This is a genomic window from Ramlibacter sp., assembly GCF_036676645.1.
Taxonomy (GTDB): Bacteria; Pseudomonadota; Gammaproteobacteria; order Burkholderiales; family Burkholderiaceae_C; genus Ramlibacter.
Window position 1 is genome coordinate 28725 of sequence record NZ_JAKFCM010000042.1, and the last position, 17370, is coordinate 46094.

General features: G+C 71.8%; 18 protein-coding genes. 9 read left to right on the forward strand and 9 right to left on the reverse strand.

What is annotated here, in order from left to right; genetic code table 11:
- Positions 1 to 23: 23 nt before the first annotated feature.
- Positions 24 to 812, reverse strand: coding sequence for an alpha/beta fold hydrolase (locus tag V6M57_RS07110; RefSeq protein WP_332814293.1), 789 nt, complete (start codon positions 810 to 812; stop codon positions 24 to 26).
- Positions 809 to 1852, reverse strand: coding sequence for a peptidase M29 (locus V6M57_RS07115; protein WP_332814294.1), 1044 nt, complete (start codon positions 1850 to 1852; stop codon positions 809 to 811). The genes V6M57_RS07110 and V6M57_RS07115 overlap by 4 nt, the downstream gene beginning before the upstream one ends.
- A 36-nt stretch (positions 1853 to 1888) precedes the next feature.
- Between V6M57_RS07115 and V6M57_RS07120 the strand changes: the two genes are divergently transcribed.
- From V6M57_RS07120 to V6M57_RS07130, 3 genes are all read left to right on the forward strand, one after another.
- The gene (locus V6M57_RS07120) at positions 1889 to 2413 is read left to right on the forward strand and encodes a flavin reductase family protein (RefSeq protein ID WP_442968790.1); all 525 of its coding nucleotides are present in this window, start codon (positions 1889 to 1891) and stop codon (positions 2411 to 2413) included.
- A gap of 6 nt (positions 2414 to 2419) precedes the next feature.
- Positions 2420 to 2848, forward strand: coding sequence for a MarR family winged helix-turn-helix transcriptional regulator (locus tag V6M57_RS07125; RefSeq protein WP_332814295.1), 429 nt, complete (start codon positions 2420 to 2422; stop codon positions 2846 to 2848).
- A 103-nt stretch (positions 2849 to 2951) separates the two neighbouring features.
- Positions 2952 to 3851, forward strand: coding sequence for a DMT family transporter (locus tag V6M57_RS07130; RefSeq protein WP_332814296.1), 900 nt, complete (start codon positions 2952 to 2954; stop codon positions 3849 to 3851).
- A gap of 3 nt (positions 3852 to 3854) precedes the next feature.
- On the opposite strand, the gene V6M57_RS07135 is transcribed toward V6M57_RS07130, so the two are convergent.
- The 4 genes from V6M57_RS07135 to V6M57_RS07150 are packed head-to-tail and all read right to left on the reverse strand — an operon-like array spanning position 3855 to position 7757.
- Positions 3855 to 4583, reverse strand: a complete 729-nt coding sequence (locus tag V6M57_RS07135; protein WP_332814297.1) for a hypothetical protein — start codon at positions 4581 to 4583, stop codon at positions 3855 to 3857.
- 60 nt (positions 4584 to 4643) lie between these two features.
- Positions 4644 to 5627, reverse strand: a complete 984-nt coding sequence (locus V6M57_RS07140) for a Bug family tripartite tricarboxylate transporter substrate binding protein (protein ID WP_332814298.1) — start codon at positions 5625 to 5627, stop codon at positions 4644 to 4646.
- Between the two features lie 44 nt (positions 5628 to 5671).
- Entirely contained in the window at positions 5672 to 6637 is a 966-nt protein-coding gene (locus tag V6M57_RS07145; protein WP_332814299.1) for a PDR/VanB family oxidoreductase, read from the reverse strand.
- Between the two features lie 7 nt (positions 6638 to 6644).
- On the reverse strand, positions 6645 to 7757 hold the full coding sequence (locus V6M57_RS07150; RefSeq protein ID WP_332814300.1) for an aromatic ring-hydroxylating dioxygenase subunit alpha: 1113 nt from the start codon (positions 7755 to 7757) through the stop codon (positions 6645 to 6647).
- A gap of 110 nt (positions 7758 to 7867) precedes the next feature.
- On the opposite strand from V6M57_RS07150, the gene V6M57_RS07155 reads away from it, so the two are divergent.
- Positions 7868 to 8773, forward strand: coding sequence for a LysR family transcriptional regulator (locus tag V6M57_RS07155; RefSeq protein WP_332814301.1), 906 nt, complete (start codon positions 7868 to 7870; stop codon positions 8771 to 8773).
- 12 nt (positions 8774 to 8785) lie between these two features.
- On the opposite strand, the gene V6M57_RS07160 is transcribed toward V6M57_RS07155, so the two are convergent.
- Positions 8786 to 10798, reverse strand: a complete 2013-nt coding sequence (locus V6M57_RS07160; RefSeq protein WP_332814302.1) for an acetoacetate--CoA ligase — start codon at positions 10796 to 10798, stop codon at positions 8786 to 8788.
- Positions 10799 to 10906: 108 nt separating this feature from the next.
- Here V6M57_RS07160 and V6M57_RS07165 point away from each other — a divergent pair, with 108 nt between their 5' ends.
- The 3 genes from V6M57_RS07165 to V6M57_RS07175 all read left to right on the forward strand — a co-directional run bounded on the left by V6M57_RS07165 (position 10907) and on the right by V6M57_RS07175 (position 14000).
- The gene (locus tag V6M57_RS07165; protein WP_332814303.1) at positions 10907 to 11509 is read left to right on the forward strand and encodes a TetR/AcrR family transcriptional regulator; all 603 of its coding nucleotides are present in this window, start codon (positions 10907 to 10909) and stop codon (positions 11507 to 11509) included.
- Between the two features lie 211 nt (positions 11510 to 11720).
- A complete protein-coding gene (locus tag V6M57_RS07170) occupies positions 11721 to 12611 on the forward strand; it encodes an alpha/beta hydrolase (RefSeq protein ID WP_332814304.1) in 891 nt (296 codons plus the stop codon).
- A gap of 72 nt (positions 12612 to 12683) precedes the next feature.
- On the forward strand, positions 12684 to 14000 hold the full coding sequence (locus V6M57_RS07175; protein ID WP_442968791.1) for a solute carrier family 23 protein: 1317 nt from the start codon (positions 12684 to 12686) through the stop codon (positions 13998 to 14000).
- A 9-nt stretch (positions 14001 to 14009) separates the two neighbouring features.
- Here the strand turns inward: V6M57_RS07175 and V6M57_RS07180 are convergent, their stop codons facing one another.
- Both V6M57_RS07180 and V6M57_RS07185 read right to left on the reverse strand, forming a co-directional pair.
- Entirely contained in the window at positions 14010 to 14135 is a 126-nt protein-coding gene (locus V6M57_RS07180) for a hypothetical protein (protein ID WP_332814306.1), read from the reverse strand.
- 173 nt (positions 14136 to 14308) lie between these two features.
- Positions 14309 to 14878, reverse strand: coding sequence for a cob(I)yrinic acid a,c-diamide adenosyltransferase (locus V6M57_RS07185; RefSeq protein ID WP_332814307.1), 570 nt, complete (start codon positions 14876 to 14878; stop codon positions 14309 to 14311).
- 158 nt (positions 14879 to 15036) lie between these two features.
- Here V6M57_RS07185 and V6M57_RS07190 point away from each other — a divergent pair, with 158 nt between their 5' ends.
- The gene (locus V6M57_RS07190) at positions 15037 to 15783 is read left to right on the forward strand and encodes a hypothetical protein (protein ID WP_332814308.1); all 747 of its coding nucleotides are present in this window, start codon (positions 15037 to 15039) and stop codon (positions 15781 to 15783) included.
- 77 nt (positions 15784 to 15860) lie between these two features.
- The gene (locus V6M57_RS07195; protein ID WP_332814309.1) at positions 15861 to 17285 is read left to right on the forward strand and encodes an FAD-binding oxidoreductase; all 1425 of its coding nucleotides are present in this window, start codon (positions 15861 to 15863) and stop codon (positions 17283 to 17285) included.
- The last annotated feature ends 85 nt before the right edge of the window (positions 17286 to 17370 follow it).

Below are 17370 nucleotides of genomic sequence, written 5' to 3' on the forward strand. Positions count from 1 at the left end.
CCTTTTGCGGCCGTCCGCCGCGGCTAGTGCAGCAGCTGCCCCGGCAGGGCCAGGAAATTCAGCACCGCGGCATCGAAGGCTTCCGGCGCCTCCAGGTTCTGCAGGTGGCCGACGCCGGCCATCTCGAGGAAGGTGCTGCCGGCAATCGCCTGCGCCATCTTCTTCATCACGGCCGGCGGGGCGTTGCGGTCGTGCTCGCCGGCCAGCAGCAGCGTGGGCACGTGGATGTGGGGCAGGTTGGCGCGGCGGTCGAAGGTGACCAGCGCTTCCAGCGCGCGCCGGTAGGTCGAGGGATTGACCAGCCCCATGCAGTGCTGCGCCAGCCGCACGCCTTCCGCCAGCGCCCCCGGCCCGATCATCTGCGGCACCAGCACCTCGGCCAGTTCGGCCATGGTCTTGCCGGCCTGCAGCGGCGCGGTGCGCTCGGCCACGAAGGCCTGCTGCCATTCGCCATCGGGCTTGCCGAAGGCCGGCGAGGTGCCGCACAGCACCAGCCGGCTGACCCGCTCGGGCCGGCGCGCCACCACCTCCTGCGCCACCATGCCGCCCATGCTGTGCCCCACCAGCACCACGTGCTCGCACCCGAGGGCTTCGATCAGCGCGAGGCAGCTTTCGGCCAGGCCCTTGAAGGTGTAGGGCTCGATCGGCGCGCTGTGGCCGTAGCCGGGCATGTCCCAGGCCACCGCGCGGTAGCCCGAGGAGGCGAAGCTCTCCACCTGGGGCGCGAACGCCAGGTGGCCGCCGCCGATGCCGTGCAGCATCAGCACCGTGGGGCCGGACCCCAGCGTGGTGAAGGTGGGCAGCACGCTCACGGCAGCAGGCGCCCCTGCTCGACCACCGGCGTGCCGTCGAGCGTGACCGTGCAGTGGCGCAGCGGCAGGTCGAAGTGCCCCAGGGTGTGGCGTCCGGCCACTTCGTTGGCGCCGGTGCTGTACAGGAAATTGCCGGCGAACGCGCGCAGCTCGGTGCCGTTGAAATCGCGCTTGTCGTACAGCGCCATGCTGTCCCAGCGCGCGGCGGCGTTCAGGCCGTAGCCGACGTGGCTGACGGCATAGGCCTCGCGATCGCCCCAGGCCGCGATGTAGCTGCGCATCAGGTCGGCATCGACCCCGCTGCCCTCGATGCGCGTGACGTAATCGGACTCGATGACCAGCGCGACCGGTTGCTCCAGGTAGCGCTTGAAGGTGAGGTTGACGTCGCCGGGCGCCAGCACCAGCCGGCCATTGACGCTGCCCGCCGCGGGGAAGGCCAGCGCCAGCCCGCCCGGCCAGTGCGTCATGGTGCCGGCGCGGGTGGTGTAGCCCCAGTTGCCGCCGGTCACGGCGTCCTTCAGCGAGATCGCCAGCTCGGTGCCGGCTTCGGAGCTCACGCGCATCTGGCGGGCCGACCGCAGGCGCCTGACGTGCTCCTTGACCAGCCGCTCGAGCGAGCCATCGTCGGCGGCAGCCAGCCGCGCCAGCGCCTCCGGGTGTTCGTTGCTCACGTACAGCACGCGCGCGCCGCCGCGCAGGATGGCGGGCAGCTCCGGCGCGTGCATCAGGCCCTCGACCGTGCAGTCGACCACCAGCGTGCTGCCGGCCAGCGCTGCCACCACCGGGGCCAAGTTCTGCAGCGCGTCGGAGGCGCCGGTGGAGCGGGCCGGCGGGATGCCGCGGGCAAGGACGGTGGGCATGACGAGGCCGAACACACGGGCCCCCAGCCGGGCCGCCGCGAGCCGGGCCAGTTCCACCAGGACGGGGCGGCTCTGGCTCTCGCTGAGCACGGCGACGGTGTCGCCGGGCTGGACGGCGCAGCGGCGCAGCACCCCCTCGAAGGCATCCAGCCAGGCCGGTTCGATTCTTTCCTGCAACATGGGTCGGGTGTCTTGGTCCATACTACATGAAAATTCATGCAAACCGTGCTGATGAGCCCGCCCCGCAAGGCCCGGACCCCGACGTTCTCGGCCAAGGAATTCCGCAACGCGCTGGGCATGTTCGCCACGGGCGTCACCATCGTCACGGCCATGACGGCCGAAGGCAAGCCCATCGGGCTGACCGCCAACTCCTTCAACTCGGTGTCGCTGGAGCCGCCGCTGGTGCTGTGGAGCCTGTCGCGCGCGGCCGCCTCGCTGGCGGCCTTCAGCACCGGCTCGCACTACGCCATCAACATCCTGGCCGCCGACCAGAAGCTGCTCGCCGAGCGCTTCGCGGTCAAGGGCGGCGAGCGCTGGAGCGGGGTGGATTTCACGCGTGGCTGCGGCGACGCGCCGCTGCTGGCCGGCGCCGCCGCCACCTTCGAGTGCTACAACCGCAGCCGCTACGAGGAAGGCGACCACGTGATCTTCGTCGGCGAGGTCGAGCGCTGCACCTGGCGTCCGGACGCCGCGCCGCTGCTGTTCCACGGCGGCCGCTTCTACACCGAGCTGCCGATCTGAGAAGCCATGGCCGAGCGCTTCGTCGACAGCTACCTGGGCTACCTGCTGGGGCAGGCCAACCACGCGCTGTACAAGGACTTCGAGGCGCAGGTGCGCGCGCGCGGGCTGTCGTCCATCGAGTGGCGCGTGCTGGCCACGCTGCACGACGGCGACCCGCTCACCGTCAGCCAGCTGGCGCAGGAGGTGCTGTCCAAGCAGCCCACCGTCACCAAGCTGGTCCAGCGCATGGCCGAGCAGGGCTGGGTGGCGCTGCACACCGACCCGGCCGACCAGCGCCGCACGCTGGTGGCGGCCACCGCCGCCGGGCGCCGGCTGGTCAAGCCGCTGGTGGAGGAGGCCCGGGTGCACGAGCAGCGGTTGTTGCGCGCGCTGGGCGCCACCGAGAAGAAGGCCCTGCGCCAGCTGCTCGGGAAGCTGATGGCGGTGCGGGCTTGAAGGGGCCGTCGCGCCGCCCATCGACCGCCTCCTGCCGCCATCCTCCGCCCCCTTCGCGAGGGCAGCCCCCGTCGCCATGGCCTGCCCGCTACGATTGCCGCCGATGAGGCAGAGAAAAGAACACCTCGACGGCCTGTCCGTCTCGCTGCTGCTGGCCTGTTGCCTGTTCTGGGGCTTCCAGCAGATCCTGATCAAGACCACGGTGCCCGAGGTGCCGCCGCTGTGGCAGGCCGCGCTGCGCTTCATGGGCGCCACCGCGATGCTGTGGATCTGGTGCCTGCTGCGCGGCATCCGGCTGTTCGGCCGCGACGGCACCCTGCGCGGCGGCCTGCTGGCCGGCGTGCTGTTCGCCGCCGAATTCGCCTGCATCTACCTGGGGCTGCGCGACACCACGGCTTCGCGCCTGACCGTGTTCCTCTACACCTCGCCCTTCGTGGTGGCGCTGCTGACCCCGCGCTTCGTGCCCAGCGAGCGCCTGGGCGCGGTGCAATGGGTCGGGCTGGCGATCGCGTTCGGGGCGGTGGCGGTGGCCTTCGGCGAGGGCTTCACCGGCCGGACCACCGCCACCCAGTTGCGCGGCGACGCGCTGGCGCTGGCCGCCGGCACCTTGTGGGGCCTGACCACGCTGGTGATCCGCGCCTCGCGCCTGGGCAGCGCCTCGGCCGAGAAGATCCTGTTCTACCAGGTGGCGGTCACCGCCGTGGTGGCCCCGCTGCTGTCGCTGGCCTGGGGCGAGCCGTGGTCCCTGCAGTACTCGGCCTACGCCTGGGGCTCGATCGCCGCCCAGACCGCGGTCGGCGCGTTCGCCAGCTACCTGGCCTGGATGTGGCTGCTGCGCTACTACCCGGCCACCCGGCTGTCCTCGTTCACCTTCCTGACGCCGGTGTTCGCGCTGGTGTTCGGGGTGGCGCTGCTGAAGGAGCCGCTGACGCTGCAACTGGTGCTGGCGCTGGCGGCGGTGGCAGTCGGCATCGTGCTGGTGAATCGCCGCAGGGCGGCCTGAAGCTCAAGCCGGCGCCGGGCTCCAGTCGGGCCGCTGGTCGCGCTGGGAATCCACCACCAGCATCAGCCGGCCGGCATGAGGCAGCCGGCGGGGCGCGACCGGCGCGCCGCCGTCCAGCAGGCCCAGCTCGTCGATCAGGTTTGCCAGGCCGGTGGGCAGCAGCACGCAGCCGTCGGAGCAGTTGCGGCCCAGCGTGCGCCGGGCGCCACCCAGCGCGGGGCGCGCCTGCAGCCGCGTGGGCACCAGCGGGCCCTGCCCCGAAGCCCGGCGGGCGCGCTGCCAGCCGAAGTCGAACACCCGCGGGCCCGGGCCCTCGGGCGGCGGCCGCAGCTGTTGCTCGAAGGCCCCCAGCGGGGTCTCCAGGTGGCCCGGCCCGGCGGGCCCCCCGGTCGAGACCGGGGCGGCGCCCAGCAGCTCATGGGAGCGGCCGGACAGGCGCCAGTAGAGCAGCGCCGCCTGCACGTGCGGATCGCGGTCCACCACCAGCAGGTACTGGGGTTCCCAGAGGCCGCGCTCGCCGGTCTGCAGTTGCGACTCGGCCAGCCAGGCGTACAGCGCCTGCTCGGCCGCCGGCACCGACAGCCGCAGCGGCACGGCGGCGCGGAACGCCTCGGCCACGTCGTGGGGCGTGTAGATGGCCGGTGCGCGGGCCGCAACCGGCCCCGCCGCCGCTGCGGCGGCCGCCAGCAGGAAGGAACGTCGGCCGAGGCCGCCGCGCATCGGAGCACCCATGCCGCTGCATTGTTCGCAGCCGGCGCGGGCGCGCCTTGAAGTGCGTCAAGAACCGCGCGATCAGGCCGGCGAGAAGCCGACGGTCTTCACCAGGCCGGCCCAGAACGCGGTTTCCGTCCTGAGCATGGCGGCCAGCTGCTCGGGCGCGGTCGGCATCGGCTCCATGTAGGCGGCCGCCAGACTCTCCACCACCTCCGGCGCGGCCAGCGCCGAGCGGATGCCGGCGTTCAGGCGCTGCACCACTTCGGTCGGGGCCTTGGGGGGCAGGAAGAATCCGTACCAGCCGACGTAGGCCAGGTCCTTGATGCCCTGCTCGACCATGGTGGGCACGTCGGGCGTGAACTTGCCGCGCTTGGGTCCGCTCGTGGCCAGCAGCCGGATCTTGCCGGCCCTGACGTTGGACATGAACTCGCCGGTCGGACCGACCACCGCGGCGATCTGTCCGCCGATCATGTCGGCCAGCGCCGGTTGCGAGCCGCGGAAGGCCACGTGGCGCAGGTCCGCGCCGCCCGCGCGGCCCAGTCCGCCGCCGATCATGTGGGCGGCCGACCCCTGGCCGGCCGAACCGAAGTTGGCCTCGTTCGGGTTGGCCTTGCACCAGGCCAGGAAGTCCGGCAGCGTCTTCACGCCGGCCGGCACCAGGGGGCCGACCGCCAGCGCGTAGTCGAACATGGCGGCGCCGGACACCGGCGTGAAATCGGCGGCCGGGTCGTACGGGAGCTTGCGGTAGGTGTACAGGTGCAGGCTCATCGGCGAAGTCGGCGTCAGCAGCACGGTGCCGCCGTCGGGTGCCGCCAGCTTGACCGCCTGCACCGCGATCTGGCCGCCGGCGCCGGTCCGGTTCTCGACGATGGCGGTCCGCGCCACGCTGGGCTGCAGCTTGTCGGCAACGCGGCGGCCCACCAGGTCGATGGTGCCGCCCGGGGCGAAGCCGATGATGACCTTGGTGGTCTCGAGTGCCTGGGCGGCCGCCGGGAACGCCGCGGCGCCGAATGCCAGCGCAGCGGCCGAGCCCTGGATGAACTGGCGGCGGTCTAGGGTCATGCTTCTTGTCTCCTGGTAGGGGGTCGATGAAAGGGAAACGAGGCTCACAGATCGAGCGCGAGCCGCTCGCTGCGGGCGCGGCTCACGCACACCAGCATGGTCTTGAGGCCGGCGCGCTGGGATGGCGGGTAGACGTAATCCAGGTGGTCCGGCTCGCCGCCGCACACGCCGGTCTCGCAGGTGCCGCACAGGCCTTCGCGGCAGGAGAACGGGATCTCGTGCCCGTTCTCTTCGAGCACCTCCAGGATGCTGCGGTCGGCCGGCACGTGGTAGCTGGTGCCGCTGCGCTGCAGGTCGATCCAGAAGCCGTCGGCCGCGCCCGCAGCCGCCGCTTCGGCGGCTGCGGCGGCGGGCGGCGCATTGAACCACTCGAAATGCAGCGCGTCGGCGGGCAGCACGGCGGCGCCCTGCTCCTGCACCGCGGTCATCAGCGGCGCGGGGCCGCAGCAATAGACCTCGGTGCCGGGCTGCACGCCGGCCAGCATGGGACCCACCTGCAGCGGCGCGCCGGCCTCGTCGTCGCAATGGAACTGCACGCGATCGCCGAAGGCGCGCAGTTCCTCGTAGAAGGCCAGGCGCTGGCGGCTGCGGGCCGCGTAGACCATGCGCCAGTCCTTGCCCTGCGCCTCGCACCAGCGCGCCATCGCCAGCAGCGGCGTGATGCCGATGCCGCCGGCGACGAACAGGTAGCGGCCGGCGTCGACCAGGCGGAAGTTGTTGGCCGGCGTGCTGCAGCGCAGGTCGGCGCCCAGGCACAGCGAGCCGTGCACCCAGGCCGAGCCGCCACGGCTGGCCGCGGCCCGCCCGATGCCCAGCACGTAGCGCTGCCGGTCGCGCGGGTCGCCGCACAGCGAGTAGTGGCGCACCAGCCCGCCGGGCAGGTGCACGGCCAGGTGGGCGCCGGGCTCGAACGGCGGCAGCTCGCCACCGTTCGCATCCACCAGCTCGAGGCGCAGCACCTCCTTCGCCTCGGCCTCCAGCCGGGCGACCTTCAGGAGCAGGTCGGGCATTGCGGGCCTAGGCGCTCATGCCGGCCTGGTGCGGCGGCTTGATGGCGGGGCCGGCCGGTGCCGCGGCCTTGCTGGTCGCCTCCTCGGCCCGCTCGGCGGCAACCAGCTTGTCGAAGGTCCAGCGGAAGTGCGACAGCGCGGCGTCGGCCGCGACGGCCAGCATCTTGAACCCGGGGTCGTCGTCCAGCACCTTCTGCTGCGCCTCGATCAGGTGCTTGTCTTCCAGGAAGCCCTCGATCAGGCTCTGGTGCAGCGAGCGCGAGATGTTGTGGTCGTTGCCTTCCCAGTTGTTCAGGTAGACCCAGAAGAAGTGCGTGGTGCGGCGCGTCTCCGGCGTCATGAACTGGCAGTTGCGGTACTCCTTGGTGCCCTCGCGGTTGCCCTGCTCCGAGCCGCTGCCGGCCGGCGAGAACATGGACTCCAGGAAGAAGATGCCGGGGATCTGCATGTGGCCGATGTTGCGGCGGTCCACGTGCCGGCCCTTCAGATCGGTCGGCAGCACCTTGTTGTGGAACGGCGGCGGCGGCGCATCCATGTGCCAGCGCTCGACGCGGAAGCCGCGCGGCAGCCGCTCGATCGCCACCGGCTTGGTGACGTAGGCGTACTCCTCCGAGCCGCCCAGGGTCTTGGTGTGCACGAAGGCCAGGTGCGCGAAGTCGGACAGGTTGTCGACGATCAGCAGCCAGTTGGCGTCGTAGTGCATGTAGTCGGGGATGCCCTTCCACTGCGGGTCGCGCAGGTAGGGGTAGTCGATGATGTCGGCCGGGTCGGCCTTGGCCGGGTCGCCCATCCAGATCCAGACCAGGCCGTCCTTGGACACCACCGGGTAGCTGCGCACCCCCAGCTTGGGCGGGATGACCTCCTGCCCCGGGATCTGGATGCACTTGCCGCTGGCGTCGAACTTGAGGCCGTGGTACATGCAGCGCACGTCGTCGCCCTCGCGCCGGCCGGTGTGCAGCGGCACGCCGCGGTGGCAGCAGCGGTCCTGCAGGGCCACGACCTTGCCGCTGTCGCCCTTGTAGAGCAGCACGGCCTCTTCCAGGATGGTGCGGGCCACCATCTTGCCGTCGATGAGCTCGTGGTCCCAGGCGGCCACGTACCAGCAGTTCTTCAGGAACATCGCGTTCTCCTGCGGGCACGGCCCGCGTGACAGGGAATGGGAGAATCCTAGGAAGCACCTTGATCTGGATCAAGGTGGCGCCGTGGCTACTGTGTTCCGAATCCTGAACAATGAACTGGGACGACTTCGATGCCTTCTGCCAGGTGGTGGACCACGGCGGCTTCACCGCCGCGGCGCGGGCGCTGGACCGTCCCAAGTCCAGCCTGAGCGCATCGGTGTCGCGGCTGGAGGAGCAGCTGGGCGCCCGGCTGCTGGAGCGCACCACCCGGCGCCTGCGCCTGACCGACGCCGGCGAGTCGCTCTACCGTGACATCTCCAAGCCCTTTTCGCTGCTGCGCGAGGTCGCCGTGGACGCGTTGGCGCGCGGCGAGCAGGTGCACGGCACCCTGCGCATTGCCGCGCCCTACGAGTTCGGCGCCCACCACCTGGCCTCGGTGACCTGCCGCCTGCTGGCGCAGCACCCGCAGCTGAAGGTGCAGATGGACGTGGAGCACGACCAGGTGCCGCTGTTCGACCGCCACTACGACCTGGTGTTCTCGGCGATCGAGCACAACTTCGCGCCGTCCTCGGTGGTGGCCCGCCGGGTCTACTCGCTCGAGCGCGGGGTGTTCGCCTCGCCGGAGCTGATGGCGCGCTTCCCCGACTTCGCCTCCGCCGAGGACCTGAACGCGCTGCCCCTGCTGGCGGGCGCCGAGGACAACGCCTGGTCGTTCTCGGGTCCGGACGGCGTGCTGAAGGTGGAGGTGCGCAACCCGCCGCTGCGCAGTGGCAATGCCGAAGTGCGGCTGAAGGCGGCCATCGCCGGGCTGGGCGTGGCGCGCATCACCGCGACCTTCTGCGCCCCGGCGGTGGCCGAGGGCCGGCTGGTGCGGCTGCTGCCGCAATGGACCTGCGAGCCGCTGCGCATGTACGCGCTGCTACCCGGGCGCCGGCTGGTGTCGGCCAAGGTGCGGGCCTTCCTGGACGGGGTGGAGCAGGAGGCGGCGCAGCGGGGAAACGTGGCGGAAGCGCCGTGATCCGGCGCGCGGTCAGGCCCGCGCCGCGTGGCGCTCCTGCGCCAGCCGCACGAACCAGTCCAGGCTGCCCGGATTGGCCATCGCATCCTTGTTGACGACCTTCTCCAGCGGCTGGCCGAGCAGCAGCTTCTTGACCGGCAGTTCCTGCTTCTTGCCGGAGAGCGTGCGCGGGATTTCCGGCACCGCGTAGATCTGGTCGGGCACGAAGCGCGGGCTGAGCGCCGCGCGCACCGCGCCGTTGATCGCCGCGCGCAGCGCATCGTCGAGCACGACGCCGGGCCGCAGCACCACGAACAGCGGCATCCAGCTCTCGCGGCCCAGGTACTCCAGGTCCACCACCAGCGAATCCAGCACCTCGGGCAGCGCCTCCACCGCGCTGTACAGCTCGCTGGTGCCCATGCGCATGCCGTGCCGGTTGATGGTGGCGTCGCTGCGGCCGTAGATGATGCAGCCGCCCCCCGGGGTGATCTTCAGCCAGTCGCCGTGCCGCCAGACACCCGGGTACATGTCGAAATAGCTGGAGAGGTAGCGCTGCTGGCCCGGGTCGTTCCAGAAGTACAGCGGCATCGAGGGGATCGGGCGGCTGCACACCAGCTCGCCGACTTCGCCGATGACCGGCTGGCCCTGCTCGTTCCACGCTTCGACGGCGCAGCCCAGCAGCCGGCACTGCATCTGGCCGGGGACCTGGGGCAGCTCGCGGTTGCCGCCGATGAAGGCGCCGGCGAAGTCGGTGCCGCCGGAGATGTTGCACCACCAGATGTCGTGCACGCCGAGGGCCTCGAACTGCTGCGTGCCCCAGCGCTGCACCTCCTCGGACAGCGGCGAGCCGGTGGTGCCGAGTGCCCGCACGGACTTCAGGCCCGGGTAGTCGGACAGCTGCACGCCCGCCTTCATGCAGTTGGCGAAGTAGGCCGCACCCGCGCCGAAGAAGGTGACGCCCAGTTCGGCGGCAAAGCGCCACAGCACCGTCCAGTCCGGCCGGTCCTTGCTGCCGCCGGGGTTGCCGTCGTAGATGCAGCAGGTGGTGCCCAGCGCCAGCCCGGCCATCTGGGCGTTCCACATCACCCAGCCGGTGGAGCTGTACCAGTGGTAGCGCTCGCCGAAGCTGTTGGCGTCGTAGCTGCAGCCGATGTCGTTGTGCAGCGCCATCAGCAGCAGCATCGTCAGCAGGATGCCGCCGTGGCCGTGCACGATCGGCTTGGGCAGCCCGGTGGTGCCGCTGGAATAGACGATCCACAGCGGGTGCTCGAACGGCAGCCAGAGCGGCTCGAAGGCGGCGACCTCCGGGCCGCTGCGTGAAGTGGCTGCGGCGAAGTCCGCATGCGGCGGCAGGCCGGCGCCGGCCGCGCCGCCCAGGTTGCGCAGCACCAGCAGGTGCGTGACGCTGGGCAGCGCCGACTGCAGTTGCGCCACCACTGCGCCGCGGTCGTGGTCCTTGCCGCCGTAGGTGACGCCGTCGCAGCCGATCAGCACCTTGGGCTCGATCTGCCGGAACCGGTCCAGCACCGCGTTCGTCCCCATGTCGGGCGCGCACAGGCTCCACACGCCGCCCAGGCTGACCACCGCCAGGAAGGCCACGATGGTTTCCGGCACGTTGGGCAGGTAGGCCGCGACCCGGTCGCCGGGCTGCAGCCCCTGGGCCTGCAGGTGCAGCGCCAGCGAAGCCGCCTGCCGGCGCAGTTCGGGCCAGTCCAGTTCGCGGTCGCGCCCGCGCTCGTTGCGGCTCAGGATGGCCGGCAGTCCGGCGGCCTGGGCCGGCTCGACATGCCGGAACACCTGCCGCGCGAAGTTCAGCCGTGTGCCTTCGAACCAGCGCGCGCCCGGCATCTTCTCCTCGGCCAGCACCCGGGTCGGCGCGGCGGGCGACTGCAGCTCGAAGTAGTCCCAGAGGCTCTGCCAGAAGCCGGCCAGGTCGGTGACCGACCAGCGCCAGAGCGCGTCGTAGGAGTCGAAGGACAGCCCGCGCTCGCGGCGCAGCCAGTCCTGGTACAGCCTCAGCCGGGGTACGAAGGGGGGCTTGCTCATGGGCGCAAGGGTAACGCGGACCGAAGGGCCAGCCGGACCGAAGGGCGCGTGCGCCCGGCCATCGGCCGTCGGCTTGCGACTTCGCACGATCGTGCTAAACTGCGCTCCATGGAAGCCAAGACCGCCCGCAGCGAGCTGACCCGCGCCGCCATCGTCGGCGCGGCGCTGGACCTGGCCGCGGCCGAAGGGCTGGAGTCCATCAGCCTGCAGGCGGTCGCCGACCGCATCGGGCTGTCCAAGAGCGGCGTGTTCTCGCGCGTCGGCTCGCGCGAGACGCTGCAGAAGGCGGTGGTCGAGGAGTTCGGCCGCCGCTTCATCGACGAGGTGTTCGTGCCGTCCATGCAGCAGCCCAAGGGCCTGCCCCGGCTGCAAGCGATCGTCCAGCGCTGGGTCGCCCGCACGCGGGATGTCGACGCGCGCACCGGCTGCATCTACTCGGCCGGCGCCTTCGAGCTCGACGACCGGCAGGGCGCGCTGCGCGACCAGCTGCATGGCGAGGTGGTGCGCTGGCGCGCGGCCTTGCGGCGCACCGTGCTGCAGGCCGTCGAGGCCGGGCACCTGAAGGCCGACACCGATCCCGACCAGCTGGTCGCCGAGCTCTACGCGCTGGTGCTGGGACTGGTGCACGACACGCGGTTCCTGCGCGACGGCCGGGCCGCCGAGCGCACCCTGGCCAGCTGGCAGCGGCTGCTGGCCAGCTACCGGGCCTGACCCTCCCTTCAAGACACCCATGCAGACATGACCTGCCGCCTTCCCGTCGACCGATTCCGCACGACCGTGCGGAGAAAGGACCTGCCATGTTGATGATCCTGACCCTGGCGCTCGGCTGGGGCGCCTACGAACTGCTGCGCGCGGCCATCGAGTCGGTGCGCGCCCTGCCGCGCCGCAACGAAGACATGGTCTTCTGGTGACGGGGGCCGCCATGACGACCCGCACCGCCTTGCAGGCGACTTCCGCCTTCTACCAGGCCAGCCCCGGGCTGCGACTGTTCCGGCTGGCGCTCGGCGCTTCGCAGCGCGTCTGGCCGGCGCTGGCCGTGCGCGGCGCCTTCCGTCTGTTCTGCACGCCGCTGCCCCCGCGCTGGCTGCAGCGCGCCGCGTCCTGGAGCGCGGACTGGGACACCGAAAGCTGGCCGTTCGAGGACGGCAGCCTCACCGTGTATTCGCGGCCGGTGGCGCCGCACGCGCCGCTGGTGCTGCTGGCGCACGGCTGGGGCGGCCATGCCGGCCAGCTGCTGCCGCTGGCCGAGGCGGTGGCGCGGACCGGCCTGCGCCCGGTGCTGCTGGAAATGCCGGCCCATGGCGCGAGCGCCGGATCGACCAGCAACCTGCCGCAGTTCGCGCGCGCGCTCGAGTACGCCAGCGCACGGCTGCAGCAGCAGGGCCACCGTTTGCACGCCGTGGCGGCGCATTCGCTGGCCGCCAACGCCGCCGCCTACGCCGCCAGCCGCGGCCTGCCGGCGCAGCGGCTGGTGCTGCTGGCGCCGCCCTCCTCGCCGCTGGAGTACACCCGCCTGTTCGCCGCCGTGTTCGGCCTCTCGGAAGGCACCCGCTCGCGCATGCAGGCCCGGATCGAGGCGCGCGAAGGCATCCTGATGCGCCAGTTCGAGCCGGCCCAGGTCGGGCCTCGCATCGCCCGGCCGACGCTGGTGGTGCACGACCGCGGCGACAGCATCAACCGCTATGCCGACGGCGAGGCCTTCGCCGGCGCGATCGCCGGCGCGCGGCTGCTGCCCACCGAGGGCCTGGGCCATCGCAGGATCCTGCGCGATCCCGGCGTGCTGGAGCAGGTCGCCGCCTTCCTGCACCCCTGAAATTCCGCTGCGGGATCGGCCACGTTCCCGCTAGCATCGCCGCACCTCGACAACAAAGGAGCGGAGATGGGAATGTTCAGCTGGGCCGAGCGGCCCGCGCAGGTGCTGCAGCAGGGCGGCGTGATCGGGCCCGACGAGCGCCTGCCGTGGCCGCAGACCGCGGCGATGGGCGTGCAGCACGTGATCGCCATGTTCGGCGCCACGGTGCTCGCGCCCATCCTCATGGGCTTCGATCCGAACCTCGCCATCCTGATGAGCGGGATCGGCACGCTGATCTTCTTCGTGGTCACCGGCGGCAAGGTGCCCAGCTACCTGGGCTCCAGCTTCGCCTTCATCGGCGTGGTGATCGCCGCCACCGCCTATGCCGGCAAGGGCCCCAACGCCAACATCGGCGTGGCGCTGGGCGGCATCATCGCCTGCGGCATCGTCTACATCGCGATCGGCGCCATCGTGCATGCGATCGGCACCGGCTGGATCGAACGCCTGATGCCGCCGGTGGTCACCGGCGCCGTGGTCGCGGTGATCGGCCTGAACCTGGCCGGCATCCCGGTCAAGAACATGGCGTCCAGCAACTTCGATTCCTGGATGCAGGCCGTCACCTTCGTCAGCGTGGCGCTGGTGGCGGTGTTCACCCGGGGCATGGTGCAGCGCCTGCTGATCCTGGTCGGCCTGCTGGTCGCCAGCCTTGTCTACGTCGTCCTGGCCAACGGCCTGGGCCTGGGCAAGCCGATGGACTTCTCCGGCATCGCCGCGGCCGCCTGGTTCGGCGCGCCCACCTTCGTCGGGCCGGTGTTCAGCGGCCCGGCCATGCTGCTGATCGCGCCGGTCGCGGTGATCCTGGTGGCCGAGAACCTGGGCCACATCAAGGCGGTGACGGCCATGACCGGCCGCAACCTCGACCCCTACATCGGCCGCGCCTTCATCGGCGACGGCATCGCCACGGTGGTCAGCGGCGCCGCCGGCGGCACCGGCGTCACCACCTACGCCGAGAACATCGGCGTGATGGCGGCCACCAAGATCTATTCGACCGCGGTGTTCGTGCTGGCGGCCGTGATCGCGCTGCTGCTGGGCTTCTCGCCCAAGTTCGGCGCGGTGATCCAGGCCATCCCGCTGCCGGTGATGGGCGGCGTGTCCATCGTGGTGTTCGGGCTGATCGCCGCGGCCGGCGCCAAGATCTGGGTCGACAACCGGGTGGACTTCTCCGACAACCGCAACCTGATCGTGGCGGCGGTCACGCTGGTGCTGGGCACCGGCGACTTCACGCTCAAGTTCGGCGGCTTCGCGCTGGGCGGCATCGGCACCGCCACCTTCGGCGCGATCCTGCTCTACGCCCTGCTCAGCCGCGGGCAGCGGCCGTCCATTCCGGCCGCCGCCACCGCTTCGCGCTGAACGCGAGGCTCAGCGCTGGGGCGGACGCTCCAGCGCGATGGCCAGCACCTGCACCGGCGGCTTGCCGCTGGCCTTGGCCACCTCGGCCAGGCTGGTGGCGCCGGGCGCCGGGCTCCTGCGCGAGCACCGGCGCAACGCTGTCCAGCGGCGCGGCCAGCAGGGCCTGCGCCGCCTGCTTGCCGGGCGAGCCTTTCGAGGCCCCCGCCGGCTGCCAGAACAACAGAGCGAGCAACAGCACGCCCAGGCCGATCAGCACCCGACCGCGCGGGCGGTCAAGGCGCGGTAAATGCGGGAACCGCGGCGCCGCCTCAGCCGCGGGACTCCGACCGGGCCAGCTTCTCGCTCTTCCAGTACACGTCGTCGCCGCCGTCCATGCGGTTGAGCACGCGCGCAAGCACGAACATCAGATCCGACAGGCGGTTGAGGTAGCGGCGTGGCGTGTCGTTCAGCGTCTCGGACCGCCCCAGCGCCACCAGCGCGCGCTCGGCACGGCGCGCCACGGTGCGGCACACGTGCGCCTGCGCCGCCGCCCGGGTGCCGCCCGGCAGGATGAACTCCTTCAGCCGCGGCAGCTTCGCGTTGTGCGTGGCCAGCGCCTCGTCCAGCACGGCCAGGGCCTCGGCCTTGAGCAGTTCATAGCCGGGGATCGACAGCTCGCCGCCCAGGTTGAACAGCTGCTGCTGCACCTCCACCAGCAGCCCGCGCACTTCGTCGGGCAGCGGCTCGCAGAGCAGCACCCCGACGTGCGAGTTGAGTTCGTCCACTTCGCCGAGCGCCTGCACCCGCAGGCTGTTCTTGGGCACCCGGCTGCCGTCGCCGAGGCCGGTGGTGCCGTCGTCGCCGGTGCGGGTGGCGATCTGGCTCAGGCGATTGCCCATGGGGTGCTCCTTCGCTGCTTGGGTCTGCTGCCGGGCATTGTCCCATCCCGGAAAGACCCGCTCGCCAGCCCGGTGCGAAGCGTCCTACGCGCACTGGCGCGTGCGCACGACAGCGCGCCGGAACGGCCGCGCCACCATCGGGGATCGGGAGCGCCGCGATGAAACCCTTGACCTCCTTCCCTCCGCGACCGCCGGCCACGCTGGCGGCCGTCGTGCTGGCCCTGGGCACGACCCTGGCCTTCGCGCAACTGCCCGCGCGCAGCTCGACTTCGCCGCCGGCCGCATTCACGCCCCGGCCGGCCGCCGGTCCGGTGGCTGTGCCAACGGCGCCGGTCACTGCGGTCCCCGGCGCGGGTCCTGCGGTGCTGCCGGCGGGGGCACCCTCGCCCGCGGGACTGGCGCCGCCCTCGCCCTTCCCGGCCGGCTTGCCCTCGCCCACGCCCGTCCCTGCCGGAACGGTGACCATCGTGCCGCCCGGCACGCGCGGCGTGGTCGTCGTGCCCGGACCGACGACGACGGCACCGGTCGCCATCGATGGCGCACCCGCGGCGGTCGTCCCCGCCGGCCCGATGGCGGACCCGGGCACGGTCAGCGCGGGCTCGGCCACCGTGGACGCCGGCGGCGTCGTGGTGGTCCCGGCACTGCCGTCCGCGCCGGGCGGCATCGCCGGCGGCCTGACCGGCGGGGTGCCGTCGGTCGCCCCGCAGGCGAGCGTGGCCGTGCGCGGCCCGCTGACGGCGCTGCAGGTCGCCCAGTTCTTCCAGCAGGCCGACGGCGATCGCGACGGCCTGCTCAGCCGGGCCGAGGCGCTGCGACTGCCGGTGGTCACCATGACCTTCGAGGACATGGACCGCAACCGGGACGGCAGCATCTCCCGCTCCGAGTACTCGGACAGCCTGCAGTAGCCCGCGCGAGCGCAGGCCGCGGCGCGGCGCCGGCACGCCTGCGCGCTTAAACTGGCCGCTTGCTGGAGAGCCTGCCCATGAACGCGCCCACCGCCGTGTCCCACCTGATCCCCGAGTTCCACCCGCGTCCGGTGCCCCAGGCGCTGCTGGACGCGCTGTCGGCGCGCTTCGGCGCCCGGTGCTCCACCGCCGCCGCGGTGCGCGAGCAGCACGGGCGCGACGAGTCTTCGTTCGAGGTGCCGCCGCCGGCGGCCGTGGTATTCGCCGAGAGCACGCAGGATGTCGCCGATGCGGTGGCGCTGGCGGCGCAGCACGAGGTGCCGGTGATCCCGTTCGGCGTGGGCTCCTCGCTGGAGGGCCACCTGCTGGCCGTGCAGGGGGGCATCAGCATCGACGTCTCGCGCATGGGCCAGGTGCTGTCGGTGAACGCCGAGGACCTCACCGTCACCGTGCAGGCGGGCGTCACCCGCAAGCAGCTCAACGAGGAAATCAAGAGCACCGGGCTGTTCTTCCCGATCGACCCGGGCGCCGACGCCACGATCGGCGGCATGAGCGCGACCCGCGCTTCGGGCACCAACGCCGTGCGCTACGGCACCATGCGCGAGAACGTGCTGGCGCTGGAGGTGGTCACGGCCAGCGGCGAGGTGATCCGCACCGGCACTCGCGCCAAGAAATCCTCCGCCGGCTACGACCTGACGCGCCTGCTGGTGGGCAGCGAAGGCACGCTGGGCATCATCACCGAGGTGACGCTGCGCCTGTACCCCATCCCCGAAGCGATCTCGGCGGCGGTGTGCTCCTTCCCCAGCATCGAGGCGGCGGTGCGCACCGTGATCCAGGTGATCCAGCTGGGCGTGCCGATCGCGCGGGTGGAGCTGATCGACGCCAACACCGTGCGCATGGTCAACAAGCACAGCAAGCTCACGCTGCGCGAGGAACCGATGCTGCTGATGGAATTCCACGGCTCGCCGGCCAGCGTGAAAGAGCAGGCCGAGACCGTGCAGGAGATCGCCGGCGAGCACGGCGGCAATGCCTTCGAGTGGGCCACCACGCCGGAGGAGCGCACCCGCCTGTGGACGGCACGGCACAACGCCTACTTCGCCGCCATCCAGTCACGCCCCGGCTGCCGGGCGATCTCCACCGACACCTGCGTGCCGATCTCGCGGCTGGCCGACTGCCTGCTCGACTCGGTGGCCGAGGCGGATGCCGGCGGCCTGCCGTACTTCCTGGTCGGCCACGTCGGCGACGGCAACTTCCACTTCGGCTACCTGCTGGACCCGAACGATGCGCGCGAGCGCCAGGTCGCCGAGGAGCTGAACCACAAGCTGGTGGCGCGCGCCCTGGCGCTGGGCGGCACCTGCACCGGCGAGCACGGCGTCGGCCTGCACAAGATGGGCTTCCTGGTGGACGAAGCCGGCGCCGGCGCGATCGACATGATGCGCACCATCAAGCGCGCGCTCGACCCGAAGAACATCCTCAATCCGGGCAAGATCTTCGCCCTGTAGGCGGCGCGCAGGCGGCGATCCGGCCATCCGACCGGGTCCGGAATCATTCGGGGGACTCCCTCCTGCATTGGCCGGGCGGGAATCG

What these genes read in the sequence shown, in the direction of transcription:
- V6M57_RS07120 (WP_442968790.1), top strand. Translation starts at nt 1,889, where the DNA reads ATGCAAACCGTGCTGATGAGCCCGCCCCGCAAGGCCCGGACCCCGACG.
- V6M57_RS07185 (WP_332814307.1), bottom strand. Translation starts at nt 14,878, where the DNA reads ATGGGCAATCGCCTGAGCCAGATCGCCACCCGCACCGGCGACGACGGC.
- V6M57_RS07150 (WP_332814300.1), bottom strand. Translation starts at nt 7,757, where the DNA reads ATGTTCCTGAAGAACTGCTGGTACGTGGCCGCCTGGGACCACGAGCTC.
- V6M57_RS07160 (WP_332814302.1), bottom strand. Translation starts at nt 10,798, where the DNA reads ATGAGCAAGCCCCCCTTCGTACCCCGGCTGAGGCTGTACCAGGACTGG.
- V6M57_RS07125 (WP_332814295.1), top strand. Translation starts at nt 2,420, where the DNA reads ATGGCCGAGCGCTTCGTCGACAGCTACCTGGGCTACCTGCTGGGGCAG.
- V6M57_RS07195 (WP_332814309.1), top strand. Translation starts at nt 15,861, where the DNA reads ATGAACGCGCCCACCGCCGTGTCCCACCTGATCCCCGAGTTCCACCCG.
- V6M57_RS07130 (WP_332814296.1), top strand. Translation starts at nt 2,952, where the DNA reads ATGAGGCAGAGAAAAGAACACCTCGACGGCCTGTCCGTCTCGCTGCTG.
- V6M57_RS07135 (WP_332814297.1), bottom strand. Translation starts at nt 4,583, where the DNA reads ATGGGTGCTCCGATGCGCGGCGGCCTCGGCCGACGTTCCTTCCTGCTG.
- V6M57_RS07140 (WP_332814298.1), bottom strand. Translation starts at nt 5,627, where the DNA reads ATGACCCTAGACCGCCGCCAGTTCATCCAGGGCTCGGCCGCTGCGCTG.
- V6M57_RS07170 (WP_332814304.1), top strand. Translation starts at nt 11,721, where the DNA reads ATGACGACCCGCACCGCCTTGCAGGCGACTTCCGCCTTCTACCAGGCC.
- V6M57_RS07190 (WP_332814308.1), top strand. Translation starts at nt 15,037, where the DNA reads ATGAAACCCTTGACCTCCTTCCCTCCGCGACCGCCGGCCACGCTGGCG.
- V6M57_RS07115 (WP_332814294.1), bottom strand. Translation starts at nt 1,852, where the DNA reads ATGTTGCAGGAAAGAATCGAACCGGCCTGGCTGGATGCCTTCGAGGGG.
- V6M57_RS07155 (WP_332814301.1), top strand. Translation starts at nt 7,868, where the DNA reads ATGAACTGGGACGACTTCGATGCCTTCTGCCAGGTGGTGGACCACGGC.
- V6M57_RS07145 (WP_332814299.1), bottom strand. Translation starts at nt 6,637, where the DNA reads ATGCCCGACCTGCTCCTGAAGGTCGCCCGGCTGGAGGCCGAGGCGAAG.
- V6M57_RS07165 (WP_332814303.1), top strand. Translation starts at nt 10,907, where the DNA reads ATGGAAGCCAAGACCGCCCGCAGCGAGCTGACCCGCGCCGCCATCGTC.
- V6M57_RS07175 (WP_442968791.1), top strand. Translation starts at nt 12,684, where the DNA reads ATGTTCAGCTGGGCCGAGCGGCCCGCGCAGGTGCTGCAGCAGGGCGGC.